Here is a 25,579-nt window from a genome sequence, read left to right as displayed (position 1 = left end):
GCTGGACTGATCAGGCAGGCTTCAGGTCCGACATGCCGGTGTCTTCGGCCTCGGCTTTCCAAGCGGACACGGAGTCAACCGTCCAGTCCGTGGTCAGGATGCCCGACACTTTCTTGAATTCCGCATGCGCCGTATCCGGGGTCAGCGTCATCACGATATAGCCGTGGCCGAACGGGTCGTGCCAGTCGACTTCCTTGTTGGCATCAGTGAACAGTTCGCCGAGGTTCGGCTCGTCCTTGATGACAGAGCCCATGCCCGGTGACGTGATCGAGGTGCAGCCGAATTCCACGCCGCGCTGGTCGCCCGCGTCATCGTGCAGCGTGTTGGCCCAGGCTGTGTGCGTATCGCCGGTGACGGTGACGAGGCGTGCGCCGGTTTTCTTCGCTGACGTGTAGAGACGTTCCCGAGCCGCCGGGAAGCCGTCCCAGGCATCGAGGTTGAAGGGCAGGCCAAGGGCGGAGAAGCCCACCATGCCTTCGACATAGGGGCTGTCCTGCGCGGCGATCTGTTCCGGGGTGAGGACTTCGCCCATGTTCGGCAGGACCACCTTGGCCATGATCACCTGATTGGCCAGCACCTGCCAGGTTTTCCCGGCGGAGACGGATTTGCCAAGCTCGCCTTCCAGCCAGGCTTCCTGTTCGGCGCCCAGCATGGTGCGGGCAGGATCGTTGACCTCGGCCAGTTTCGCCTGGACGCGGGCCATCATCTCTTCCTGAGACGGATTACCGGTCACGACGGAATACCATTCCAGTTCCGGCGAGCGGCCGGTCAGCCGGGATTCCAGCGCGTGGACGGTTGCCACGTCGCCGAATTCAAAGCTGCGCCAGACGGCGGAGGTGATGTTGCCCGCTTCCGGTTCGCGGATCGGGATCCACTCGAAATAGGCCTGAATGGCGGCCATCTTGCGGTCCGACCAGCTGCCTTCATTGTTTTCCGGATTGTGGTTCTCTGCGCCCGTCCGGTAGGAATCATTGGCGCTTTCATGGTCATCCCAGGTGCAGATCCACGGGGCGGCGGCATGGGCGGCCTGCAGGTTCGGATCGGTCTTGTACTGGGCGTGGCGCAGGCGATAGTCCGACAACGTGATACATTCCGTAATCGGATCGTGCTCGCGGCCGAGCTTCTTGGCGATCTCGCCGCCATAGCCGTCGATGCCGTATTCGTAGATGTAATCGCCAAGGTGCAGGATCACATCGAGATCGGGTTCTTCCGACAGGGCCTTGTAGGCGTTGAACTGGCCGAACTGCCAGTTGGAGCAGGAGATGACGATCATCTTGACCGGCGTCTCGCCGGAGGCCGCCGTCGTGCGGGTGCGCCCGGTGGGGGAGGTGACATCGCCGCCTTCGGTCATGGCGGTGAATTTATAGGTGTAGACGGTGGCCGGCTTCAGGCCCTTGGCGTCGGCTTTCACGCAGAAGTCGTGCGCGGCATCGGCGCTCAGCATGCCGGAGGTGACGAGGCTGCCGTCCTGGCCGAACACTTCGTATTTGACCGGGATGGGGCCGTCGCCGCTCTTCGGAGTCACACGGGTCCAGAGGATGACGCGGTCTGTCAGCGGGTCGCCGGATGCGACACCGTGGAGAAATTCCACCTCGCCTGCGTAACCGGACGGGCCGGTCTTGGCGGCGGGCGTCGCGCACGCGGCAAGGCTGAGTGTTCCGGTGGCGGCAGCACCAAGCAGACCGCGGCGTGTGACGTTTGTCATGAAAAATCCTCCTACAGGGCGGGCCCGGTCTAGCGCCGGTTCGAGACAATAGCATGACGCACGCCTCGCCTTTCGTCTATAAGCCGCGCGATGACCCGCCCAACCCACCGACTGACCTTCACCGCCGCCCCGGACGACGCCGGCAAGCGCCTCGATGTTTTCCTCGCCGCGGCAGCCGACGACCTGTCGCGCTCCCGCCTGAAAGCCCTGATTCTGGACGGGGCCGTAACGATGGACGGCACGGCGGAAACCAATCCGAAAAAGCCGGTCGTCGCCGGCGCGACATATGCGGTTGCCGTGCCGGAGCCGGTGGCGGCAACGCCGGAGCCACAGGACATTCCGCTCGACGTGCTGTTCGAGGATGAGCACCTGATCGTCATCAACAAGCCGTCGGGCATGGCGGTGCACCCTGCGCCCGGCAGTCATGACGGGACGCTGGTCAATGCGCTGCTGTTCCATTGCCAGGGCCAGCTCTCCGGCATTGGCGGGGTGGAGCGGCCGGGCATCGTGCACCGGATCGACAAGCTGACCACGGGCGTGCTGGTCGCCGCCAAGACCGAACCGGCGCATCTCGGTCTTTCGGCCCTGTTCAGCACGCATGACATCGAGCGCGCCTACCTGGCCGTGACGCGCGGGGCGCCCCGGCCGTCGCACGGCACGGTGGACGAACACCTCGCGCGGTCGTCCGCCGACCGCAAGAAGATGGCCGTCGTGAAAAACCCGGAGGCCGGGTTCGGGCGCCATGCCGTGACGCATTACAAGACGCTGGAGACGTTCGGCATCCGCGAAAAGGGGACGAACTTTCCCTCAGCGGCGCTGGTCGAGTGCCGTCTGGAAACCGGCCGCACGCACCAGATCCGCGTGCACATGGCGCATATCGGCACGCCGCTGGTGGGCGATCCGGTCTATGGCCGCCACAAGGGTGTCTCCGTGCTGGGGTCCGGGCCGGGGCGCGATGCCGGGTTCGATGCCGCGCGCGCCTTTCCGCGCCAGGCCCTGCACGCGGCGGTGTTGGGCTTCATCCATCCCGTAACGAAAGAGGCGCTCCGGTTCGAAGCGCCTCTGCCTGAAGATATGAGTGATCTGATCGCGGCGCTGCGGCGCCTTCCCAAAAAGGTTTAGGCCCAAAAAGGTTTAGGGACGAAAAAGGCCTAGTTCTCGGCCACGTCCTGTCCGGCCGCCGCCTCGGTGGTCACCAGCGGTTCGAAGCGCAGTTTCTTGGCCGTCAGGGTCACGTCACCGATTTTCTTGGAATCGGCCGCGATCTTGATCGGCACCGAGGCGCCATTGTCCAGCGGGGCGAGCCACATGCGCAGCGGGCCGTCGATGCCGGTCAGGTTGTCATTGTCCGCCTCGCCCTTCTTGTAGCCGGCGATCTTGTCCATGGTGACATGGCACTCGATGGCGTCCCCGGTCCAGACGGGCGTGTCGACGCGCTTCGTGCCGGCATTCTTGAGGTGAAGATAGGTCAGCTGCCGCCCGTCGAAGATGCGGATCGGGCCGCCGCACGGGTCTGCACCCGGGGCGCGCGGTTCCAGCGCGAACGTGATCAGCGCGGTGATCGGGTCATTCGTCTTCAGCACCTGTTCGGTCGTCGCGGCCGGATCGCCGAGGTTCCCGAACCGCGGGTTCGCATTCATGGAGAAATCCGTCTCGCCGATGGCGAGTTCCACTTTGCGGTTTTTCTTCCCGTCCTTGTTCTGGGATACATAGGTACGGGTCTTGAGTTCGTTTTCCCGTGTTTCACCTTCGGCATGGATGTTCATGTCGTAATTGACGAACCAGTCCGCGATGCCGGTAACCTTCACGCGGGAGTCGATGGTGTAGCTGTCAGGCTTCAGGTCGGTCGTAAACGTCGCCCGCCCGGTTGCAGGAATAAAAAAGATATAGGCCTTGGCCCGCAGCTCATACTCCATCCGCGTCGGCGTGCCGGCCTTCACATTGGTGAGGATGGCGCCGGACGCGTTCTTCGGTGCGGGCGATTTGTCCGCCATGGCCAGGCCTGCCGTCGCCAGCCCGGTGAGGGCGAGCGCGGCGGCGGATGCAAGGAAGATCGAACGTTTCATCATCTGAACTGTACCGTTTCCTGACCGGCCGGAAGGGGCCGGACACTCTGTTTAGCCATATATAAGCATTGGGTGCCAACGCCGCCTGAACAAGGGTGCCGTTTTCCCGCCTTATTCAGGCGGATTTGAGGTCAAACCTTGTGACAAGCAGTTACAGGGCCTGTGAACTGAGGATTCGCCGCACACCGGAGTTGACAGAGAGGGCCCAGGCGTTTTAACAGCGCGCCTTCGAGATAGACCCATTTATTGGAGCGAGACCATGTCCCGCGAGTGTGAACTTACCGGCACCAAGCCCATGGTCGGCAACCGTGTCAGCCACTCCCAGATCAAAACGAAGCGGATCTTCCGCCCGAATCTGGTGCGTGTAACGCTTCATTCCGAAGCCCTGAACCAGAACTTCCCGATGCGTATCACGGCATCCACCCTGCGTACGGTGGACAAGCTGGGTGGCCTCGACGGGTTCCTGGCAAAAGCCAAGGACGACACGCTGCCGGCCAAGGCCCTCAAGATCAAGCGTGATATCGCCAAAAAGGCCGTTGCCTGATATCTGCCCATTGCTGCAGCAGAAATTGCAGAAACGGAACAGCGCGCCAGTTTGGCGCGCTTTTCTTTTGCCCCTCCGCAGATCGCATGGCAGGACTTGGACCGCTGATCAACGGAGGTCCGAATGTTGCGTATTGCCAGTCTCGCCCTAGCCCTGACACTTGCCGCCTGTAGCGCGGACCAAACACCAGAGGCGGCAGAGACAGAGCCGGCGCAACGCCTGACCGTCTTCACGGGCGGCACGATCTATACCGGCAACCCGGACCTGCCGACGGTCGACGCGGTCGTCGTCGGTGAGGATGGCCGCATTGTCGGCACCGCCCCGCCGCTGTCGGAAGACTGGGACGAGGCCGAGATCGACCTGGTCGATCTCAAGGGGGCCTACATGTATCCCGGCTTTACCGATGCCCATGCCCACTTGATGGGTATCGGCCAGCGGGAGCTGAACCTCAGCCTGGAAGGCACGGCCTCTATTGCGGAGCTGGTCACCCGGATCGGCGCCGAACTGGATGGCATGGAGCCGGGCGTCCTGCTGTTCGGCCGGGGCTGGATCGAGACGGGCTGGCCGGAAGGCCGCATGCCGTCGGCGGCCGACCTTGATGCCGTCAGCCCGGACAATCCGGTGATCCTCATCCGCTCGGACGGCCACGCCCTGGTCGCCAACTCCGCGGCCATGGACGCTGTGGGCATTACAGACGAAACGGAAAATCCGGACGGCGGCGCGATCGAACGCGATGCCGACGGCCATGCCACCGGCATGCTGATCGACAATGCCATGGCGCTGGTCGCCCCGCTGCGGTCCCAACCGGACGCCGCCGCCAAGGCGCGCGCGCTGGAAACCGGCGCGGAAGTCTATGTCTCGCGCGGCTGGACCGGCGTGCACAATATGAGTGTCGGCCCGGACGAAGCCCCGATCATGCAGGAACTGGCAGGGGAGGGGAAAATGCCCCTGCGCCTGTGGAACGCGTTCGACGCGACCGAGGACGGCATGGCGCTGGCGGCCGCGCAGGACTATGAGACGCCGACGATCACCAACCACGCCATCAAGCTTTACATGGACGGGGCGCTCGGATCGCGCGGCGCCCAGCTGATCAAGCCCTATTCCGACCGTCCGGACACGTCCGGCCTGTCCCTCATCACCGATGAAGACCTGGCAGACTTCATGTCGCGCGCCGACGAGAGCGGCATTCAGGTGGCCATCCACGCCATCGGCGACCTCGCCAATCAGCGCATCCTCGATATCTACGAGGCTGGCGGCTACCCGCCGGAGAAGCGCTGGCGCATCGAGCACACGCAGATCCTCGCCCCGACCGACATTGCCCGTGTCGGCGACCTGGGCCTGATCGCCTCCATGCAGCCGAGCCATGCCATCGGCGACCTTCACTTTGCCCCGTCCCGCCTCGGTATGGACCGTCTGGCCGGGGCCTATGCCTGGAAAGCGCTGATTGATGACGGCGCCGTTGTGGCCGGCGGATCGGATGCGCCGGTCGAAGTCGGCTCGCCGCTGATCGAGTTCTATGCCGCCGTGGCCCGCAAGGACCTGAAAGGCTTCGAAGGCGAAGGCTGGCACCCGGAACAGAAACTGACCCGCGAGCAGGCGCTCGCCCTTTTCACCTCCGCGGCGGCCTATGCGGCCTTCCAGGAAGACGATCTCGGCACCATTGAGGCCGGAAAGCTCGCCGACTTCACCGTCTTCGACATCGACCTGATGACCGTGCCGGAAGCCGAAATCCTCGACGCGAAAACCGTGATGACTGTTGTGGGCGGCAAGATCGTGTATGATTCCAGCACGGCTGAGGACGAGTAGGGGTACAAGTCCAAGGAGAGGCGAATGCCTCCAATGATGCAGCGTCTGATCGTCTTGCCGGCGATCGGGCTTGCCGCGTGCGCCACCGTGTCCGCCCCGGCCACAACCGAACAGGAAATGATGGCAGCCGACCGGGCCTTTGCCGCCCGCGCGCTCGAGATCGGTGCCGGTCCGGCCTTTGTCGAGTTCGCCGCCGAAGATGTCACGATTTTCCCGTCTGCCGGCGTGCCGGAAACAGGGAAGGCGGCCGTCGAAGCGTGGACGTCCCGATGGCCGGAGGAGATGATCATCGAATGGGCGCCCGAGGCGGCCCATGCCGGACAGGGCGGCGATTTCGGCTACACTTGGGGCTATGCGACCTACACACAGGCCGGGCAGGAAGGGGCGTCCTACGGCAAGTACATCACGGTCTGGCAGCGTCAGGATGACGGCAGCTGGAAGTGGATTGCCGATATGGGGTCCGGGGCGCCTGCGCCGGAAGACCGCTAGCCGCTCCAGACCGGCTGCAGGATTTACCCTACGTCGCACTAGCCCGGACACGTAGCCGTGCTAGAACCCTCTTTGTATGACTAGACCTCCCGAAGCCTGAGATATTTGCAATGACCGTAATGAGTGACAGCACTGCCCTGGACGGCATGGAGCCGACCGAGAAAATCAATGTCCGCAAGGTGTTCGGCCTCGATACGGACATGGTGGTGCATGGCTTCAAGACCCGCACCGAATATGTGCCGGAAATCGACGATGCCTACCGGTTCGACCCGCAGACGACGCTCGCCATCCTGGCCGGCTTTGAGCACAATCGCCGCGTCATGGTGCAGGGCTATCACGGCACCGGGAAATCCACCCACATCGAGCAGGTGGCCGCGCGCCTCAACTGGCCGATGATCCGGGTCAACCTCGACAGCCATGTCAGCCGGATCGACATGGTCGGCAAGGACGCCATCGTCCTGAAGGACGGCCAGCAGATCACCGAATTCCGTGAAGGCATCCTGCCATGGGCGCTGCAGCGCCCGGTGGCGATCACCTTCGACGAATACGATGCCGGCCGCCCGGACGTGATGTTCGTGATCCAGCGCGTTCTGGAAAGCTCGGGCAAGCTGACCCTGCTGGACCAGAACCGCGTGATCGCGCCGAACCCGAATTTCCGCCTGTTCTCGACCACCAACACGGTCGGCCTCGGCGATACGACGGGCCTCTATCACGGCACGCAACAGCTGAACCAGGGCCAGATGGACCGCTGGAACATCGTCACCACGCTGAACTACCTTGAGCATGATGCCGAAGTGCAGATCGTGAAGTCCAAGGCCACCGGCGTCGACGATGACACGCTGGCCAAGATGGTGACGCTGGCAGACCTGACGCGGAACGCCTTCATGGCCGGCGACCTGTCCACCGTGATGAGCCCGCGGACCGTGATCACCTGGGCGGAGAACTTCGCCATCTTCGGAAATCTCGGCCACGCCTTCCGCATGACCTTCCTCAACAAGTGTGACGAGCTGGAGCGGCCGCTGGTCGCCGAAATGTACCAGCGCTGCTTCGCGGAGGAATTGCCGGAAAGCGCCCTGATGGTGCGGGTGGCCTGAGATGAACACCAAGGTCATCGAACTCACAAGCGGTGACGGCTTCCGGTTCAATGCGCTGCATGTAACGGCACAGGGCGCACGCAAGGGCGGCCTCGTGCTGGTGCAGGAAATTTTCGGCGTGAATTCCTACATGATCGAGGCGTGCAAACGTTTCGCCGCCGAAGGCTATGAAGTGCTCGCGCCGTCCATGTTCGACCGGCAGGACAAAGGCTTCTCCACAGAAAGCCATTCGCCCGATGCCATCGCGCAAGGCGGCGGCTATGCCCGCGCCAATGGCCTCGAAAATGCGATGGCGGATATCGCAACCTGTATCGGCGAACTGGAAGCGCCGGTCTTCATCACCGGCTTCTGCTATGGCGGGTCGATGGCGTATCTTGCCGCCTGCCAGCTGGACGGGCTGTCAGCGGCCAGCGGCTATTATGGCAGCCTCGTGCCCGGCGCGAAGGACCAGTCGCCCAAATGCCCGACCATCGTCCATTTCGGCCAGCATGACCCGCATATCCCGATGGATGGCGTGCGCGCGTTCGAACAGGCCCGGCATGATGTGCCGGTCTATATCTATGACGCCGGTCACGGTTTCGCCCGGCGGCGTTCGGACGATTATGACGCCCATGCCGACGAACTCGCTTTCCGGCGCACGCTCGACCTGTTCAACCAGGCCGCAGCCGACGCCGGCTTCTAGATTGCGCTGAAGGCGCACAAGACAAGACATATATGGCCAAGGACACCACCCCCCAGGAACTCTTCAAGCAAGCGCTCGCCGTGACGACCAAGGCGATGAGCGCCGACCGGGACGTGGAAGTTGGCTATGGCAACGAGCCGGGCGCCGATGCCGAGCGCATCGTGCTGCGGCCGCCGCCGGTGACGCTGCCGGCAGAGGTGGCGGCGCGGATCCGCGGCGAGGCAGACGCCGTGGCGCTGCGCAAGGCGCACCATGATGCGGGCGCGCACATGAAGCACCGTCCGCAGGGGGATCTGCCCCGGCAGGTCTATGATGCGGCGGAAAACGCGCGGATCGAAAGCCTCGGCGCCAACGCCATGCGCGGCACGGCGGACAATCTCGACGCTGTCCTGACCCACCGCTGCGAGTCCGGCGAGTTCGGCATGGGCACCGAGGAGCCGGAAGCCGTCCTTGCGCCCGCCATTGAATTCCTGTTGCGCGAACGCCTGACCGGCCGGGCCCTGCCGGAGGCGGCAGGCCGCGTGGCGGATGTCTGGCGCGAACAGGTGGCCGAGAAGACCGGCGATGCGCTCGACAAGCTGATTTCCCAGCTGCACGACCAGCCGGGCTTTGCCCGCACCGTACGCGACATGATCCGCGACCTGACGGCCACCGACGCGCCCAGCGAGGACGCTGAAACCAGCGACGACCAGCAGGACAGCGAAATGGAGTCCGAGCAGCAGCCGGACCAGGGCGACCAGGACATGGAATCCGAGGAGCCGATGGGCGCCTCCTCCGAGCAGATGGAAGCTGGCGACACGGAGGAAATGGAAGGCGAGGAATCCAATGTCTCCGTCGATCAGGACATGGACATGGAGTCCGACGATACGCCGGACGACGAGGAGGACGGCACCCAGCCGCTGCGCCCCAATTTCCGCGATGGCGATGACAGGGACCGGTTCACTTATTCGGTCTTCACGCGTGAGCATGACGAAGTGGCCCAGGCGCCGGACCTCTGCGATCCGGAAGAACTGACGCGCCTGCGCGCCTATCTCGACCACCAGCTGCAGGGCCTGCAGGGCGCGGTCTCGAAACTCGCCAACAAGCTGCAACGCCTGCTGATGGCACAGCAGAACCGGTCGTGGAGCTTCGATCTGGAAGAGGGCGTTCTGGACACGGCCCGCCTGACGCGCGTCATCACCGATCCGACCGCGCCGCTGTCGTTCAAACAGGAAGACGATTCCGAATTCCGCGACACGATCGTGACGCTGCTGCTGGACAATTCCGGCTCCATGCGCGGGCGGCCGATCATGGTGGCGGCGCTGTGTGCGGACATTCTGGCCCGCACGCTGGAACGCTGCAATGTGAAGACTGAAGTGCTCGGCTTCACCACCAAGGCGTGGAAGGGCGGCCTGTCGCGTGAGGATTGGGTGAAGTCCGGCAAGCCCCCATCGCCGGGACGCCTCAACGATGTGCGCCACATCGTCTACAAACAGGCCGACGCCCCCTGGCGCCGCGCGCGCAAGAATCTCGGCCTGATGATGCGCGAAGGCCTGTTGAAAGAGAATATCGACGGCGAAGCGCTGCTCTGGGCGCATGACCGGCTGCTCGCCCGGACCGAACAGCGCAAGATCCTGATGGTCATTTCCGATGGTGCGCCGGTCGACGATTCCACGCTGAACGTGAATGTCGGAAACTATCTTGAGCGCCATTTGCGCCAGGTGATCGAAGAGATCGAAACGCGCAGCCCGGTGGAACTGATCGCCATCGGCATCGGCCATGACGTGACGCGCTATTACAAGCGCGCCGTCACCATCGTGGATGCCGAACAACTGGGCGGCGCGATGACGGACCAGCTCGCCAGCCTGTTCGACGAGAACCAGCCGAATCCGAAAGCCATGGCCATTCCTCCGCTGACGGAACGCACCGTCCGCCCCGGCGCCGTCTCAGGCGCCGCCAGCGGCGCGCCCTCCTACGGCAAAGGCAAAAAAGTCGACATCGGCCGCGCCGTAAAAACCACCAGCTTCCAGGAAGTGAAGGGCGCTAAGAAGTAACGGCGCTCTTGGGCGAATTACTTTATGTCTTTTGGCAGCATGTACCACTGCCCTCTTTTTCGTGGAACCATTCTGGAAATTGACATCGACTGAGGCTCTGCTCTCATGTCTGCTGATGAAGCTTGCGAACTTTTCAGTCGAGGCAAGTTCATTTGTGATTTGAGCATGTCGAGAATTTCTCTTTCTTTTTTGGGGCTTAGGGCAGGTGGCTTTTGCTTCGACCTCCAACTTCCAGCATGATTGTCCCAAAGCTGTGCGACGGCCCCTGAGTGCTCAAGTGGTGGGGTACGCGCGAACTTCATAAGCCCGGTTTCTTTGACGGATTCTGGGTAGCTGGAGAAAACATCTACCAGTTCAGAGAGGCTGGATTTTAGGTCGTCACCCCAGACAAATTCCTGACTTCCACGTAAGAATAGCGGAGCCACCCGCTTGTGAAGTTTGTCGCGTGACACAAAAATTTGGCAGAACGGCAGATAGTACAGATACGACATATCAATCTTATTGCTTGGGCGATGAGCACCAATCATCGACTTGCCGAGTGCGAGCTCAAAGAAAATGTCAACGGTCAGCACGTATAAACTATACGGAGCAAACTTACTCATCGGTGCACGTCCGGATTTCGTCCAACGATCCAAAATAATTCTACGGCGCACATTCCCGAAGCCGAGCATCTCGATGAGTAGTTTTAGAATCGAAAGTTGATGGTGGGGATTGTTGAGATACTCTTCCGCCCGCGTTCTGGCCTCCGATAGGTCACGAATTTTTCCCGCAAATGTGTCTGCATCAGCAACACGTGCGGCGACCTCTTTGAGATCAATAGATTCGATTTGTTCACGCCATTGCTTTGCGAATTGCGCTTCAACTTCGTCGAATTGTCCGTCTTCCCATCGGCTCAAAGCCTCCATTTCCGGTGGCTTGTCGTGAACGATGTGGATCCCTTTATTTGAACGCGCGAATTGACCGCCATGTATATGAGGGCGTCCGCTCATTTCCACTTTCAGTCCAATCAGTTCACCTCGCATTAGTCCAAAATGAAAAGCATTGGGATAACTATGAAGACAAGGGGTTTTTTCGGCTAAAGACGCCACAAAACGCTTCGTTTGAGCGGGAGATTTCCCGGCTTTCGCTAAATCAGCAAGAACTTCTGCAAGAAAGATTGGCGGAATGTTTGCAGAGAAAAGCGCATCGAACACGCAAGATTCGTCAAGAGTGAGAAGTTGCAGAAACGATTTGTCGAAAAGTGCAATTGGTCCCACCTAAACACTCCCGCTTTTTCTCTCCCTTGATAAAGCCCAGTTTAGAGGCATTCGTCTACCCAGTTGGCATGGCGGGAGGAAACCCGCCCGCGCGGCTGAGCGCTGAGCTGACCGGGTGCTGTAGCACCGTCTCCAGCCATTTCGAGGTTTCGATCAGTTTGCCGAGGTCCAGCCCGGTTTCGAAGCCGCCGCGTTCCAGCATGTAGACGACGTCTTCGGTCGCCACATTGCCGGTCGCCGCCGGGGCGAAGGGGCAGCCGCCGATGCCGCCGCAGCTGGCATCGATCACATCAATGCCTGCATCCACCGCCGCTGCGACATTGGCGAGGCCCTGTCCGCGCGTGTCGTGGAAGTGCATGCGCAGGTACACGTCCGGCGACTCCATCCGTACCCGGTCGATGGCACGCCGCACGGCCCACGGGTCTGCCACGCCAATCGTGTCGCCGAGGGCAAGCTCCGCGACACCGGCGCGCTGGGACTGGGCGGCAAGATTGCCAACGACATTGAGATCGACCTCGCCGTCATACGGGTCGCCAAAGGCCACAGAGATCGTGGCGGACAGGGGAATGCCCGCCTCGTGCACCAGCGGCGCGCACAGGGCCAGCATGTCGGCGCTGTCCTGCGGGCTCATGCCCTGGTTCTTGCGGCCGAAGGTTTCGCTGGCCACCAGCACGAAATTGATCTCGTCGGCCTGCGCATCGATGGCGCGCCGCACGCCCTTCTCGTTCAGGGCGAGGGCAATGTGGCGCGTCGGCTTCGACCGGTCGAGCCCGGCGAAGACCGCCGGGCTGTCCGCCATTTTCGGCACGGCCTTTGGGTTGACGAAGCTGCCGGATTCCATCCGCGTCACGCCGGCCTCTTCGAGGCGGGAAATGAATTCCAGCTTCTGCTCAACGGTCAGGTTGGCGGGATCGTTTTGCAGCCCGTCGCGCGGGCCGACTTCCACAATGTCGATGCGGCGGGTCATGGCTCTCCTATCGTCCTTTGAATGCCGGGGCGCGGCGCTCCACAAAGCTCGCCACCCCTTCTTTGAAGTCGAATGTGGCGAAGCTTTCCTCCATTGCAGCATCTGCTTCTGAAAGCGAGTCGCCGAAGCTCTGGAAATAGGTCTTGCGCACCTGCTGTTTCATCACCGCGACGGAGCGGGGCGACACCATGGTGGCCAGGTGGTGCGCGGTCTGCTGCACATTGCCCATCAGCTCGCCGACCGGCAGGGCGTCGTTGACGAGGCCAAGCTCTGCCGCTTCCCGGCCGGTGAATTTGCGGGCGGTGAACAACAGGTCCAGTGCGTTTGCCTCGCCGACCAGCCGCGGCAGCAGCCAGGCGATGCCGTGTTCGGCAATCAGGCCGCGCTGGGAAAAGGCGGTCGTGAATTTCGCCTCGGCCGCGGCGTAGCGCAGGTCCGCGAACAGGGCGAAGATCAGGCCGATGCCCGCGCACGCGCCATTGATCGCCGCGATGATCGGCTTCGGGCAGGCATACATGTAGCCGAACCGGCCGGGATAGAGATCCCGCAGGTCGGACGGGGCCTCCTCGATTTCCGTCAGCCGGTCGCGCGCGCCGCCCTGGATGCCCTGCAGCACGTCCATGTCCGCCCCGGCGCAGAAGCCGCGCCCGGCGCCGGTCACCACGATCACCCGGACGGCGTCATCACTGCTGGCGGTGACGATGGCGTGCTTCAGCTCATTGTGCATGACGTCGGTCCACGCGTTCAGCCGGTCGGGCCGGTTGAGGGTCAGCGTCAGGACTCCGTCTTTCTGGTCGCTCAGGATCTGCTCATAATCCGCCATGGTCATGCCTCCATCATGGGTTGGTCCGTTTTGGACTCGTATCATCACAGCCTAGACTGTGGCTGGCGCGAAGGGGAGGGGTGACGTATGGAGCGGGCATGACTCAATTTCCGCCCCCCCTTTCCGGCAGCGCGCAGGATGAGACGCCCGACCTGCGCCCGAAATTCAATGCTGACGGCCTGATCGCCGCGATCGCGCAGGACGCGGGCAGCGGCGATGTGCTGATGATGGCCTGGATGAACGCCGACGCGCTGGCCGCGACGCTGGCGACCCGCCGGGCCACTTACTGGTCCCGGTCGCGCGGGGAATTGTGGGTGAAAGGCGAAACTTCCGGCCACACGCAGGAGGTCGTCGAGGTGCGGATCGACTGCGACCAGGACGCGGTCCTGTTGAAGGTAAAACAGGCTGGCGGGGCCTGTCACACCGGCCGGGCGAGTTGTTTTTACCGCATTGTCCCCTTTGACGGGTCTGCGCTTTCGCACGATCAGGACATGGGGTAGGCTTCGCCTCAGTGGGTTTCACAGAACTGAAGGGGGTTCCGATGCGCCTGATCCATGCGCTGCTTGCCACAACTGCGTTTACGCTTGCACCGGCCTGTGCGCCGAAGGCGGCACCGGCCGATACGCCAGCCGAACCGGTTGTCGAGGCGGTCGCCGAGGCCGAAGCGCCCGCGCCGCTGACCGTGAATGTGCTGGACTGCGGCACGATCAACGTCACGGACCTCGATGCCTTCTCCAGCGCCGGGGATTATGCCGGCCAGACCGATACGCTCACCGACTCCTGTTTCCTGATCAACCATCCGGACGGCCGGTTGCTCTGGGATCTCGGCCTGCCGGGCATGCTGGCTGGCGCCGGAGAGCAGACTGTCGGCGGCATCTTCAATGTCTCGCTGGACAAGACGATCACCCAGCAGCTCGCCGATCTCGGCCTCACCCCGGATGACATCGACTATGTCTCCCTGTCGCACGACCATTTCGATCATATCGGACAGGTCGGCCAGGTGCAGGGCGCCACCTGGATCGTGCAGGAAGACGAGTACAACGACATGTTCCCGCCGGAAGGCACCGAGGCGAATGCCGACCCGCAGCTCGCGGCCATGTGGGCGGCCTTCGGCCCGATGAAGGCGGAGAAGATCAGCGGCGACTATGATGTTTTCGGCGACGGCACGGTGAAGATCCTCGAAATGCCGGGCCACACGCCGGGCCATTCGGTGCTGCTGCTGGACATGCCGGAAAGCGGTCCGGTCCTGCTTGCGGGCGATCTGTATCACCGCAAGGAAAGCCGCGCGCTGCGCCGGGTTCCGCGCTTTAACTGGAGCGAGCCGGAAACGCTGGTGTCGATGGACAAGTTCGAAGCGCTGGCCGACGAGCTCGGTGCGAAAGTGATCCTGCAACATGAACCGGATGATATCGAGCCGCTCGGCGGCGTGATCCGGTAGGGAGGCATGAAACGCCTCTTCGCGTCCCTGTTCCTGGTCTTTCTGGTTGGCGCATGTGAAACGCCGACCTTTTCTGCGCTGGATGACGGGGCGTCCGAATGGAAGCTCGTCTTCCAGGACGATTTCAGCGGCAAGGGACGTCCGGACCCGGACAAATGGATCTCCAAGGCGTACAATCGCCGTCCCAACGAAAACGGCCCGGACGGCTGGTGGGATGCGGGTAATGCCTATCTCAACGGGCTCGGCCATCTGATCATTCAGACGACGGTCATCGAGAACCGGAATCCCGAAGAGGATTCCGACCCTTATGACTATGCCAGCGCCATGGTGTCGACGGAGGGAAAGTTCGAGCAGGCCTTCGGACGCTATGAAGTCCGCGCGAAACTGCCAAAGGCGCCGGGCTGGTGGTCAGCCTTCTGGCTGTTTTCCAATACGGTGCACAATGTCGACGGATCCGGCCGGGACGGCACCGAGGTCGACATCATGGAAACCTTCGGCTGGACCGACAAGGTGAACCATGCGCTGCACTGGGACGGTTACGGGGAGGCGCACCAGTGGAGCGTGTTCGCCTCGATGCGCCCCGGCATCCGGCGCGGCTGGCACACCTACACGCTGGAATGGTTTCCCGACAAATACATCTTTTATGTCGACGGGCAGGAGACCTGGCGGACATCCGCCGGCGGTGTCAGCCAGGCGCCGCTATGGGTGAAGCTGTCGGGTGAAATCGACACGACCGACGGGGCCGCGAACATCTGGTGGGCGAACAAGCCCGATCCGCGGAAATTCCCCGACAAGTTCGTGGTCGACTGGGTGCGCGTCTACGAACACGTTCCTCAGACGAAATAGGCCGCAGACAGAACAGACCGCAGACGGAACAGGCTGCCGGCTGTGACGCGCGGGGGCTAGTTGCCCCCTTCGACCAGACGGCGCGCGATCACCATGGCCTGCACTTCGCCCGCCCCTTCGAAGATGTTGAGGATACGGGCATCCTGCAGGATACGGCTGATCGTGTATTCCAGCGCGAACCCGTTGCCGCCATGGATCTGCACGGCATTGTCGGCTGCGGCCCAGGCCACGCGGGCACCGAGCAGCTTGGCCATGCCGGCTTCCAGGTCGCACCGTTTGCCTTCGTCCTTCTTGCGCGCCGAGTAATAGGTCAGCTGGCGCACGCCGACGAGTTCGGCCGCCATCATCACCAGCTTGTTGGCAACGCGCGGGAATTCGAAGATCGGCTTGCCGAACTGGTTACGGTCGAGGGCGTATTGCAGGCCGGTCTCGAACGCATTCTGCGCCACGCCGATGGCGCGGGCGGCCGTCTGGATGCGGGCGCTTTCGAACGTTGCCATCAGGTGTTTGAAGCCCTGGCCTTCGACGCCGCCAAGCAGGTTCTCGGACTTCACCTTGAAGTCGTCGAAACCGATCTCGTATTCCTTCATGCCGCGATAGCCCAGCACTTCGATCTCGCCGCCGGTCATGCCGTCAGCCGGGAACGGATTGGCATCGTCGCCGCGCGGCTTTTCAGCCAGCAGCATGGACAGGCCGGAGAAATTGTTCGTGGCCGGATCGGTCCGGGCGAGCAGCGTCATGACGTCTGCGCGCACCGGGTGGGTGATCCAGGTCTTGTTGCCGGTGATCGTGTAATTGGCGCCGTCGGCATCCTTCACGGCGCGGGTGCGCAGGGAGCCAAGGTCGGAGCCGGTGTTCGGTTCGGTGAAGACAGCCGTCGGAAGGATCTCGCCGCTGGCGATCATCGGCAGCCATTTTTCCTTCTGCTCCGGCGTCCCGCCGATCAGGATCAGTTCCGCCGCGATTTCAGACCGGGTGCCGAGCGAGCCGGTGCCGATATAGCCGCGCGACAGTTCTTCGGAGACGACGCACATCGCCGTCTTGCCCATGCCGAGGCCGCCGAAGTCTTCCGGAATGGTCAGGCCGAACACGCCGAGCTCTGCCATCTCGTTGACCACGTCCATCGGGATGTACTCATTGCGCAGGTGCCAGCCATGCGCATGCGGCTTGATGCGTTCGGCGGCGTACTTGGCGAACTGCTCGCGCACCATGCTCATCGTCTCGTCGAGCCCGGTCTCCTCGACCGTGTTGCGCGACAGGGCATCCGGCAGGAGGGCGGCGGCCTGGGCCATGGAGGCCGGCGTCTTGCCTTCGGTGATCAGCTTCTTGATCGCCGGGTCTGCGAACAGCGTGTCGGACGCCTCCAGGCTGCCAAGTTCGTGCGGGCGGATGGTCTCGCCCTGGTTCATCGGAATGCCACCGACGATCTGGGCGCAGTATTCGCTGAACAGGATCTGGGAGAGCAGGGCTTCGACGTCGGTGAACTTGCCTTCGGCTTCGAGGCGGGCGGCCCATTCGGTCACCTGGCGCAGCGTCTCGACATAGGTGACGAGCCAGGACAGGCCGTGGGCGAGGTGCTGGTGGCGCTCGAACGCCTTGCGGTCCGGGCGGCCGTCTTCGCCGACCAGCTCGCCGCGGGCGCCGGATGTGGCCGCGGCGGCATAGGTGTCGAGCGCGCCGAGGGCGTCGCGCATCGTGGCCGTGAGGCCATCCATGACCGCAGATTGCTTTTCCTGAACCATTTCGCCGGTGCTCATATCCTTGCCCCTTTTCAGTTTTTTGCCTTTATAGGGGCCTCTTCTGACCCTGTCAGTCCATAATTGTGCGGTGCAACAACGCAGGGACAGGTCATTCCATTTTCCGGAACCGGCGGCTCTGGCCGCGGACCATGGCCCGGCCCAGGGGCTCCGGCACGATGCGGGACAGGGTGGCCATCCCCTTGTTGACGAGTCCCGGCACGATCACCGGCTGTCCCCTGTTTACGGCCTCGATGCCCTGCCGGACGACCGGTTCTGCAGCCATCCACATCCATTTCGGCATCTTGTCGGTCTGTTCCCGCGTGCCGTTCGCATCGTGGAACTCGCTCCAGGTGAAGCCGGGGCAGAGCGCGGTGCAGTGGATATCGTCATGGCCGAGCGTCTGGCATTCGGCGTTCAGGCTTTCGGAGAATTTGATCAGGCCCGCTTTCACGCTGGCATACAGCGTGTGCCCGGCGCTTCCGGCGGCATAGCCCGCCAGCGAGGCCACATTGATGATGCGGCCATAGCCGCGCTCGGCCATGCCCGGCAGGACGCGATGGCACAGCTCCAGCGGCGCGGTGTAGAGCACCTGGATGAAATCGCCCTGTTCCTTCCAGCTGGTGGAAAAGAACGTGCCCGGCAGGCCGTAACCGGCATTGTTCACCAGCGCATCGACATGGCGGCCCTTTTCTTCCAGCGCGGCGAGGATCTTGGCCGGCGCGGACTTCTTCGCCAGGTCCTCGGCGATGACGATCGCCGTCACCTTGTGCTTTTCCTCGAGTTCGGCGGCGAGTGTCTCCAGCCGGTCGGCGCGGCGGGCCGTCAGCGCGACGTCCCAGCCAAGCGCCGCATACTGGCGGGCGAATTCTGCGCCGATCCCGGCGGAAGCCCCTGTAATCAGGCAAAGTCGGCGTTCCATAAATGCCCTCCTTTGCCTGTAAATGTAGTGTATTCCGCCAAAGGTAACAGGCCCGTCAGATGCGGCGGACGAGGAATCCTGCGCGCGGGAAGTGAACGTGCACCGTTTCGGCTTCCTCCGACATGCGCTGGAGGATCACGCGCTGCGAGTCTGCGTGCACGATTTCGCCTTCGACCCAGACCTGTCCGTAATCGTCCGGGGCCACGGCCACCATGTCGCCGGGCGCGATGTCCTGCGGCTCGTATTTCGTCGTCGCCACGACAAGGCGCGGGGCGGCGTGCTTGCCGATTTCGAGGGCCTCTGCCGAGGTGATGGTCTCGGGGTCCTGGCCTTCAAATTCCTGCAGCCGTTCGAACCAGGCCTTGGTCAGGTCGGCGGTTTCGAAACATTTGGCCAGGAAATCCGGCACGTTCTGCTGCATGAACCAGACATTCATATAGGCATGCACGTCCACAAGGCCGGGTTTTGCGCCAACCAGGTACAGGCCCGCCCCGGCGCCCTGCCCGCCCTGCAGGCGTTCCTCCAGCAGCATCAGCCGGGCACGCCACTGGTCGCGCATCATGGGGGCGACGGCTTTCATCGCATTCACGTCGAACGGCCGGCCCGAAAGCTTTTCGCGGTCCTTTATGAAATCCTCGCCGACCTTGTCGCCCATCTCGCCGAAAATGACCGCGACGGATGACTGGAACCAGCGCCCGTCGGTCCATCCGGCAACCATCTGGGCGAGGCCCTCATGGCCCGGCAGTTTCAGGGCGGGCATCGGGAAGCGGGCTTCCAGTTCGCGCAGGATGATGGCCGTGTCGCAGTAAATGTCTGCGCCGATCTGCATGACCGGGGTCCGGCGATAGCCGCCGGTCAGTGGCATCAGGTCCGGCCGGGGCATGATGACCGGGATCTCGACGCGCGACCAGGCGAGGTTCTTCAGGCGCAGGGCGAGCCGGATTTTTTCCGCATATGGCGAGGTAGGGTATTCGTGCAGAATAATGCTGCGTGCGTCCGCCATGTCCGTTTCGCTCCGGTCTCTTGTTTTGGATTGTGTAGTCATGCCGGGCTTTTCGCAGGCAGGGAAGAGGCCAATTCTGACCAACTGGCTTTCTGCAGAGGCGCAAGATTCGGGTGGCAGGGCCCCGGCCAGTCAGGCAGATTGGCGGCCATGACGGATCGAAACACCCCTCTGGACGAGCGCGCCGCGGCCTATGACCGGATGGCAAAGGCCCTCTCATATCTTGGCGATACATGGCGGGACTGGCCGGATCTCGCTTCGCTTGCGGCCGCCATGAAACTCAGCCCCAGCCATTTCCAGCGCGAATTTACCCGTTGGGCCGGCGTGTCCCCGCGCCAGTTCCAGTCGGCCATCGCGCATGCCGAGGCGGGCGAGCTGCTGCGCCAGGGGGCCAGCGTGCTGGACGCCACGTTCGAGACGGGCCTGTCCGGCCCCGGCCGCCTGCACGACCTGTTCATCGCCCATGAAGGCCTGACCCCCGGTGAGGCCAAGGCGGGCGGACGCGGCGCCGATCTCGTGCTCGGCCGGGCACCGACGCCGTTCGGGGAAGGCGCCTGGCTGATGTCGCCGCGCGGCCTCGTTGCGCTCGGCTTCATTGACGACGATGCGCCGGCCAAGGCGGGGTTCGTGCATCCGGGATATGCCGAGGACGCGGTGTTTGCCGATCTCGCCGGACGGTATCCGGGGGCTGACATCCGCCGGGACGATGCGGCGGCCCGCCAGATGGCGGCGCAGGTCTTCGAAAAGGGCGAACCCCTGCCGGTTGCCCTGTATGGCACGCCATTCCGCCGGCAGGTCTGGCGCGCGCTGCTGGATATTCCGGCGGGCGACACCTGTACCTATGGCGAACTGGCGGTTGCCAGCGGACATCCGAAAGCGGCGCGGGCGGTCGGGGCGGCGGTCGGGGCAAACCCGGTCAGCTGGTTCATTCCCTGTCATCGCGCCCTTGCGGCGGATGGGCGTCTTCATAATTATCATTGGGGTGTGGACCGCAAACGCGCCATGCTCACATATGAACGCGCCCACGCCGCCTGATCGCTGGCCAGGGCGCAAGCCCGGACGGCCTGCTCATGCTGATCTACTACTTCGCCATTGCCGGATTGCTGGTCTGGGGCATCAGCCTTGGCTGGCGCTGGAAAGAGGTCAGGGCCTTCGCGCCGGACGTCCTCGCCGCGAAGAAGCGTGACAAGGAAATTCCAGACGACGTCACCGACGCGGAATTCACCGATCTCTACCTGCGCAGCGAAGGCCCGCGCGGGGAAACCTATTTCTTCGCCTGCGCGTCCATCCTGTTCCTGCTGCTCGGCCCGTTCGTGGCGGGCTTCAATGCGGTCTGGACCATGTTCTGGCAGATGAGCGGCAAGTCGCCGGTGTTCGAGACCGGCACGCTGATCCACACATTCATGGTGTTCCTGAGCTTCATGTTTGCCACGATCGCCCTTTTGGCGATTGCCATGCGCCGCTATTACGCGCTGATGCCGCCCAATCTCAAACAAGTCATTCGCGATCTGAACGGAGGTGCCTGATGAGCATCGAATTCCTGCATTCCATGGTGCGCGTCACCGATATCGACGCTTCGCTCAAATTCTATTGTGACGGCCTCGGCCTGACGGAAGTCGGCCGGTATGACAGCGAGGCCGGGCGGTTCACGCTCGTCTTCCTTGCCTCGCCTGCCGATATCGAACGCTGCGGCGGCATCCCGGAGGGCAAGAGCCCGACCGACATGCAGATCCCGATGATCGAACTGACCCACAACTGGGACCCGGAAGACTATGGCGGCGGCCGCAATTTCGGCCACCTCGCCTATTCGGTCTCGGACATCTATGCGGCGGTTGAAAAGCTGCAGGGCCTGGGGGTCACGATCAACCGGCCGCCGCGCGACGGGCGCATGGCCTTTGTCCGGTCGCCGGACGGCATCTCGGTCGAACTGCTCCAGCAGGGCAAGCCGCTGGCGCCGAAAGAACCCTGGGCGAGCGCGGAGAATATCGGCAGCTGGTAGGCGCCGTCCCGTAAACGCCGCCGTATAGACGGTCCATATAGGGTCCATAGACGGTGTTCCTGAGGGTCCTTTTGAGGGTCCTGAAATGAAAACGCCCCGCCTGGCAGATGCCGGCGGGGCGTTCGTTTTGGGGGGAGGCGCCCTACTCTTCCGGCGCCTCTTTGCGCTGGTCGATGATCGGATAGCGCGGCTTCGGCTGGCCGGTCCGGACAGCGTCGAAGTGCGCCTTGGTCATCGCGAACACGACCGGGCTGAGGAAGACCAGACCGACCAGGTTCGGCGCGGCCATCATGCCGGTCAGCGTGTCAGACACGAGCCAGAACAGGTTCACGATATTGGCCACAGAACCTTCGAACATCAGGGCGGCGGCCCCGAAGAAGGTGACCACGATCCAGCTGATGCGGAACGGCAGGATGGACTTTTCGCCGAACAGGTATTCCGCGCAGCGCTCGCCATAATAGCTCCAGCCGAGAATGGTCGTGAAGCCGAACACGGTCAGGCCGATGGCAACGATATGTTCGCCGATGCCCGTCAGGCCGGCGTCAAACGCCGCAACTGTCAGCGGGGCACCCGTGTCGCATCCGGCAGGTTGCCCACTCGCCAGAATGTCAGCCGCGTTGGCGGCCGTTGGAATACATTCCGGACCGAGCACGCCGGAGGTCAGGATGACAAGGGCGGTGATCGTACAGACGATCAGCGTGTCGATGATCGTGCCCAGCATCGCAACGAGGCCCTGGTCAACCGGGTCCTGGATCTTGGCGGCGGCGTGCGCGATCGGCGCAGAGCCCTGGCCGGCTTCATTGGAGAAGATCCCCCGGGCGACGCCCTTCTGCATTGCCAGCATCAGCAGGCCGATGGAGATGCCGGTGCCGGCGCTGTCGAATCCGAACGCGCCGCTGAAGATCATGCTCAGGGCCGACGGCACCGCATCAAGATGAAGCGAGATCACGAGCAGGCCGCCGGCAAGATAAGAGATCGCCATGACCGGCACGAGGCGGCTGGCAACGTGGGCGATGCGCTTGATTCCGCCCAGGATCACGCCGGCGGCTGCGCCGGCCAGGACGATGGCAGAGACAAGCGGCGGGATATTGTAGGTCGCATTGAGGGCATCGGCGATCGAGTTGGACTGGATCGAGGCGCCTGTGCCCCAGCTGGCCAGGATGCCCAGCGTTGCGAACGTGCCGCCAAGCCAGATCCATTTCTTGCCCATGCCGTTCTTGATGTAATACATCGGCCCGCCGACATGGCGTCCCTGATGGTCGATTTCACGGAAGCGGACGGCCAGCACGCCTTCGGAATATTTCGTGGCCGTGCCGACAATGGCCGTGATCCACATCCAGAAGACGGCGCCCGGTCCGCCGATCGCGATTGCGGCCGCGACGCCGGCAATGTTGCCTGTGCCGATGGTGGAGGACAGCGCGGTCATCAGGGCGGCGAAAGGCGTGACATCCCCTTCCTCGTGCTGGTCCGGCTTCTTGAACAGCTGGCGCAAGGCGAACGGAATTTTCAGGACCGACAGCAGCCGCAGGCCGACTGTCAGGTAAAGCCCTGTGCCCAGCAGGAGCACCAGCATGGGCGGCCCCCAGACAAACTCGTTTAGCGCCCGAATAATACTTTCCATAAGCCTCCCCGGCTCCTCTTGTCTGCTTGAGGCCGACACTAACCCCGTTTGCCTATGTGTGAAGCGAGCATTGCAGGCATGTAACGCTGCAATGGCGACGCAATCGGCTGTGGAAGGACGGCCTGTTTTCAGGCATAAGCCCGCGAATGACCGACCCGCGCGAACCCAAACAGGCCAAAGGCGTCTTCATCAAGACCTATGGCTGCCAGATGAATGTATATGACTCCGAGCGCATGCGAGATGTGCTGCGGCCGCTCGGTTATGCGCCGGTAGACAGTGCGGATGAGGCTGACCTGGTCGTTCTCAACACGTGCCACATCCGTGAAAAGGCGACGGAAAAAGTCTATTCGGAGCTCGGCCAGCTGAAACTGACCAAGCAGGCGCGCGGCGGCAATCTCACCATCGCCGTGGCGGGATGTGTTGCGCAGGCCGAGGGCGCCGAGATCATGCGCCGCCAGCCGGCGGTGGACCTGGTGCTGGGGCCGCAATCCTATCACAAGCTGCCTGAGATGATCGCGCGGGCCAGCCGCGCCGTGGGTGACCGGCTCGAAACCGAGTTCGAGACGCTCGAGAAATTCGATGCGCTGCCGAAGACCCGCGAAGCCGATGGTCCGACGGCCTTCCTGTCTGTGCAGGAAGGGTGCGACAAGTTCTGTACGTTCTGCGTGGTGCCCTACACGCGCGGCGCAGAACTCTCGCGTCCTGTCGATGATATTGCGATGGAGGCCCGCAGCCTTGCCGCGCAGGGCGTGCGCGAAATCACGCTGCTCGGCCAGAATGTGAACGCCTTCCACGGCGCCGCACCGGCCCTGACCAATGAAGCGGACTGGACGCTCGGCCAGCTTGTCCGGCATATCGCGAAAGTCGGCGGGATCGAGCGGATCCGCTACACGACCAGCCATCCGCGCGACATGGATGATGACCTCATCGCCGCCCATGGCGATGTGCCGGAAATGATGCCTTTCCTGCACCTGCCGGTGCAGTCGGGCTCCGACAATATCCTGAAGGCCATGAACCGTGGCCACACGGCGGACGAATACCGCGAGATCATCCGCAAGGTCCGCGAAGCCCGGCCGGATATCGCGATTGCCTCTGATTTCATTGTCGGTTTTCCGGGTGAGAGCGACGCCGATTTCGAGGCGACGATGCAGCTGGTCCGGGATGTGGACTATGCGATCGCCTATTCCTTCAAATATTCCGCCCGTCCCGGCACACCGGCGGCGGACATGTTCGGCCAGGTTCCGGAAGAGGTGAAAGACGCGCGCCTGCAGCAGCTGCAACAGCTCCTGCGGGAACAGCAGACCGCTTTCAATCGCTCCAAGATCGGCCAGACCGTGCCGGTCCTGATTACCGGCAAGGGCCGGAATCCGGGCCAGGCGCATGGCCGCTCGCCATGGCTTCAGGCGGTTCATTTCGAACTGCCGCAGGATCATGCCATGACCATACCGGACCTGAAGGGGCGTATCGTGGACGTTCGCGTGATCGACGCCAGCCTCAACTCGCTTTCAGGTGAGCTGGTTGGCGAGGTGGCTGAGATGCGCGAGGCGGCCCTGTGAACGGAAAGCGCCGTCCCAATCTCTCCCCGGGCGTGCCGGTGAGCCGTTTCTACGAAGTCAGCAATGCCGAACGCCTGCGCGACCTGTGCGGGCCGCACCACCGTTACCTGCACCGGCTGGAAGACAAGCTGAAGGATTTCGGCCTGCGCGCGGAAAGCCAGGGCGGCGGTATCCTGCTGGCCGGCACGGCGGAAGGTGTCTCCATTGCAGAGGCGGCGCTGGCCGAACTGGAGCGCCGCATGCGCGCTGGCGTGGACATCACCGACATGGATCTCGACGCGGCCATCGAGGCGGCCTCAACCCCGGCGCAGAGTTTCGGCGGCGGCTTGAAGGGCCTGAAAAAGCCGATCACGCCGCAGACCAAGGGACAGGCGCGCTACATCAATCTGTTGGGCAATCCGGAAAACGGGCTCGTCTTCGGCATCGGCCCGGCGGGCACGGGCAAGACATTCCTGGCCGTCGCCGCAGGTGTGGCGGAGCTGATGTCCGGCATGCGCCAGCGCCTGATCGTGACGCGTCCGGCCGTTGAAGCGGGCGAAAAGCTCGGCTTCCTGCCCGGCACGCTGGAAGAGAAGGTCGACCCCTACATGCTGCCCATCTGGGACAGCCTGCGCGAACTGATGGGGCAGGAACAGATGGAACGGCGCATGGCGCGCGGCGAAATCGAGGTGGCGCCCATCGCCTTCATGCGCGGGCGGACGCTGAAGAATGCGTTCGTGATCGTGGACGAGGCGCAGAATACGACCGTTGCGCAGATGAAAATGGTGCTGACCCGGCTGGGCCGTGACAGCCGCATGATCGTGACCGGCGATCCGGGGCAGGTGGACCTGCCGGGAATCCAGACCTCCGGCCTGCGCCATGCGCTGCAGATCCTGTCGGATGTCGAAGGGATCAATGTCCACACGCTGACCGCCGCGGACGTCGTCCGTCATGGCCTGGTCAGCCGCATCATCGACGCCTATGCCGCGGCGGGCGAGGGCAACTGAGCCACCC

The 25,579-nt window shown here is 63.2% G+C and carries 24 protein-coding genes; 15 read left to right on the top strand and 9 right to left on the bottom strand.

Features of this window, described 5'->3' with window-relative positions; translation table 11 throughout:
* Positions 1–10 precede the first annotated feature (10 nt).
* Complete coding sequence (locus tag HAD_RS03820; protein ID WP_035569534.1) at positions 11–1,705, bottom strand: alkaline phosphatase D family protein; 1,695 nt, start codon at positions 1,703–1,705, stop codon at positions 11–13.
* A gap of 90 nt (positions 1,706–1,795) precedes the next feature.
* On the opposite strand from HAD_RS03820, the gene HAD_RS03815 reads away from it, so the two are divergent.
* Complete coding sequence (locus HAD_RS03815) at positions 1,796–2,827, top strand: RluA family pseudouridine synthase (protein WP_035569532.1); 1,032 nt, start codon at positions 1,796–1,798, stop codon at positions 2,825–2,827.
* Positions 2,828–2,856: 29 nt separating this feature from the next.
* Here the strand turns inward: HAD_RS03815 and HAD_RS03810 are convergent, their stop codons facing one another.
* Positions 2,857–3,774: a DUF3108 domain-containing protein gene (locus HAD_RS03810; RefSeq protein WP_241765293.1), complete on the bottom strand. Its 918-nt coding sequence runs from the start codon at positions 3,772–3,774 to the stop codon at positions 2,857–2,859.
* A gap of 256 nt (positions 3,775–4,030) precedes the next feature.
* On the opposite strand from HAD_RS03810, the gene rpmB reads away from it, so the two are divergent.
* The 6 genes from rpmB to cobT all read left to right on the top strand — a co-directional run bounded on the left by rpmB (position 4,031) and on the right by cobT (position 10,419).
* A complete protein-coding gene (rpmB, locus tag HAD_RS03805) occupies positions 4,031–4,315 on the top strand; it encodes a 50S ribosomal protein L28 (protein ID WP_035569530.1) in 285 nt (94 codons plus the stop codon).
* Between the two features lie 123 nt (positions 4,316–4,438).
* Positions 4,439–6,121 (top strand): amidohydrolase, encoded by a 1,683-nt coding sequence (locus HAD_RS03800; RefSeq protein ID WP_035569529.1) that lies wholly within the window; start codon positions 4,439–4,441, stop codon positions 6,119–6,121.
* A gap of 24 nt (positions 6,122–6,145) precedes the next feature.
* Positions 6,146–6,610, top strand: coding sequence for a YybH family protein (locus tag HAD_RS03795; protein ID WP_156942149.1), 465 nt, complete (start codon positions 6,146–6,148; stop codon positions 6,608–6,610).
* A gap of 110 nt (positions 6,611–6,720) precedes the next feature.
* Entirely contained in the window at positions 6,721–7,704 is a 984-nt protein-coding gene (cobS, locus tag HAD_RS03790; protein ID WP_199285841.1) for a cobaltochelatase subunit CobS, read from the top strand.
* 1 nt (position 7,705) lies between these two features.
* Positions 7,706–8,386, top strand: a complete 681-nt coding sequence (locus HAD_RS03785; protein ID WP_035569524.1) for a dienelactone hydrolase family protein — start codon at positions 7,706–7,708, stop codon at positions 8,384–8,386.
* A gap of 32 nt (positions 8,387–8,418) precedes the next feature.
* Positions 8,419–10,419, top strand: a complete 2,001-nt coding sequence (cobT, locus tag HAD_RS03780) for a cobaltochelatase subunit CobT (RefSeq protein ID WP_035569522.1) — start codon at positions 8,419–8,421, stop codon at positions 10,417–10,419.
* 17 nt (positions 10,420–10,436) lie between these two features.
* On the opposite strand, the gene HAD_RS03775 is transcribed toward cobT, so the two are convergent.
* Genes HAD_RS03775 through HAD_RS03765 form a run of 3 tightly spaced genes read right to left on the bottom strand, consistent with a single transcriptional unit; the run spans position 10,437 to position 13,465 of the window.
* Positions 10,437–11,675 (bottom strand): hypothetical protein, encoded by a 1,239-nt coding sequence (locus HAD_RS03775; protein ID WP_156942148.1) that lies wholly within the window; start codon positions 11,673–11,675, stop codon positions 10,437–10,439.
* A gap of 55 nt (positions 11,676–11,730) precedes the next feature.
* Positions 11,731–12,642: a hydroxymethylglutaryl-CoA lyase gene (locus HAD_RS03770; protein ID WP_035569518.1), complete on the bottom strand. Its 912-nt coding sequence runs from the start codon at positions 12,640–12,642 to the stop codon at positions 11,731–11,733.
* Between the two features lie 7 nt (positions 12,643–12,649).
* A complete protein-coding gene (locus HAD_RS03765; protein ID WP_035571568.1) occupies positions 12,650–13,465 on the bottom strand; it encodes an enoyl-CoA hydratase in 816 nt (271 codons plus the stop codon).
* Positions 13,466–13,563: 98 nt separating this feature from the next.
* On the opposite strand from HAD_RS03765, the gene hisI reads away from it, so the two are divergent.
* The 3 genes from hisI to HAD_RS03750 are packed head-to-tail and all read left to right on the top strand — an operon-like array spanning position 13,564 to position 15,749.
* On the top strand, positions 13,564–13,965 hold the full coding sequence (gene hisI, locus HAD_RS03760; RefSeq protein ID WP_035569517.1) for a phosphoribosyl-AMP cyclohydrolase: 402 nt from the start codon (positions 13,564–13,566) through the stop codon (positions 13,963–13,965).
* A 41-nt stretch (positions 13,966–14,006) separates the two neighbouring features.
* The gene (locus tag HAD_RS03755; RefSeq protein WP_035571566.1) at positions 14,007–14,903 is read left to right on the top strand and encodes an N-acyl homoserine lactonase family protein; all 897 of its coding nucleotides are present in this window, start codon (positions 14,007–14,009) and stop codon (positions 14,901–14,903) included.
* A gap of 6 nt (positions 14,904–14,909) precedes the next feature.
* The gene (locus HAD_RS03750) at positions 14,910–15,749 is read left to right on the top strand and encodes a glycoside hydrolase family 16 protein (protein ID WP_035569513.1); all 840 of its coding nucleotides are present in this window, start codon (positions 14,910–14,912) and stop codon (positions 15,747–15,749) included.
* A 56-nt stretch (positions 15,750–15,805) separates the two neighbouring features.
* Here the strand turns inward: HAD_RS03750 and HAD_RS03745 are convergent, their stop codons facing one another.
* The 3 genes from HAD_RS03745 to HAD_RS03735 form a co-directional block, all read right to left on the bottom strand.
* Positions 15,806–17,506 carry an acyl-CoA dehydrogenase family protein gene (locus HAD_RS03745; RefSeq protein ID WP_035569511.1) on the bottom strand — a complete coding sequence of 567 codons (1,701 nt, stop codon included), beginning with the start codon at positions 17,504–17,506 and terminating at the stop codon, positions 15,806–15,808.
* Between the two features lie 91 nt (positions 17,507–17,597).
* The gene (locus HAD_RS03740; protein WP_035569509.1) at positions 17,598–18,407 is read right to left on the bottom strand and encodes an SDR family NAD(P)-dependent oxidoreductase; all 810 of its coding nucleotides are present in this window, start codon (positions 18,405–18,407) and stop codon (positions 17,598–17,600) included.
* Positions 18,408–18,462: 55 nt separating this feature from the next.
* The gene (locus HAD_RS03735) at positions 18,463–19,410 is read right to left on the bottom strand and encodes a glutathione S-transferase N-terminal domain-containing protein (RefSeq protein WP_035569507.1); all 948 of its coding nucleotides are present in this window, start codon (positions 19,408–19,410) and stop codon (positions 18,463–18,465) included.
* 150 nt (positions 19,411–19,560) lie between these two features.
* On the opposite strand from HAD_RS03735, the gene HAD_RS03730 reads away from it, so the two are divergent.
* From HAD_RS03730 to HAD_RS03720, 3 genes are read left to right on the top strand one after another with little or no spacing between them, the layout of a single operon-like run.
* Positions 19,561–20,445: a methylated-DNA--[protein]-cysteine S-methyltransferase gene (locus HAD_RS03730; RefSeq protein ID WP_035569505.1), complete on the top strand. Its 885-nt coding sequence runs from the start codon at positions 19,561–19,563 to the stop codon at positions 20,443–20,445.
* Between the two features lie 35 nt (positions 20,446–20,480).
* On the top strand, positions 20,481–20,936 hold the full coding sequence (locus HAD_RS03725) for a hypothetical protein (protein WP_035569503.1): 456 nt from the start codon (positions 20,481–20,483) through the stop codon (positions 20,934–20,936).
* Positions 20,936–21,409, top strand: a complete 474-nt coding sequence (locus HAD_RS03720; RefSeq protein WP_035569501.1) for a VOC family protein — start codon at positions 20,936–20,938, stop codon at positions 21,407–21,409. The genes HAD_RS03725 and HAD_RS03720 overlap by 1 nt, the downstream gene beginning before the upstream one ends.
* A gap of 142 nt (positions 21,410–21,551) precedes the next feature.
* On the opposite strand, the gene HAD_RS03715 is transcribed toward HAD_RS03720, so the two are convergent.
* On the bottom strand, positions 21,552–23,030 hold the full coding sequence (locus HAD_RS03715) for an alanine/glycine:cation symporter family protein (protein WP_051595900.1): 1,479 nt from the start codon (positions 23,028–23,030) through the stop codon (positions 21,552–21,554).
* A gap of 146 nt (positions 23,031–23,176) precedes the next feature.
* Between HAD_RS03715 and miaB the strand changes: the two genes are divergently transcribed.
* Together miaB and HAD_RS03705 are read left to right on the top strand one after the other, a co-directional pair.
* Positions 23,177–24,586, top strand: a complete 1,410-nt coding sequence (gene miaB, locus HAD_RS03710) for a tRNA (N6-isopentenyl adenosine(37)-C2)-methylthiotransferase MiaB (RefSeq protein WP_035569499.1) — start codon at positions 23,177–23,179, stop codon at positions 24,584–24,586.
* Complete coding sequence (locus HAD_RS03705) at positions 24,583–25,572, top strand: PhoH family protein (RefSeq protein WP_241765291.1); 990 nt, start codon at positions 24,583–24,585, stop codon at positions 25,570–25,572. Before miaB ends, HAD_RS03705 begins: the two co-directional genes overlap by 4 nt.
* The last annotated feature ends 7 nt before the right edge of the window (positions 25,573–25,579 follow it).

The sequence above is a fragment of the Hyphomonas adhaerens MHS-3 genome, assembly GCF_000685235.1.
GTDB classification, from domain to species: Bacteria; Pseudomonadota; Alphaproteobacteria; order Caulobacterales; family Hyphomonadaceae; genus Hyphomonas; species Hyphomonas adhaerens.
This window is presented reverse-complemented; position numbering and strand designations above follow the sequence as displayed.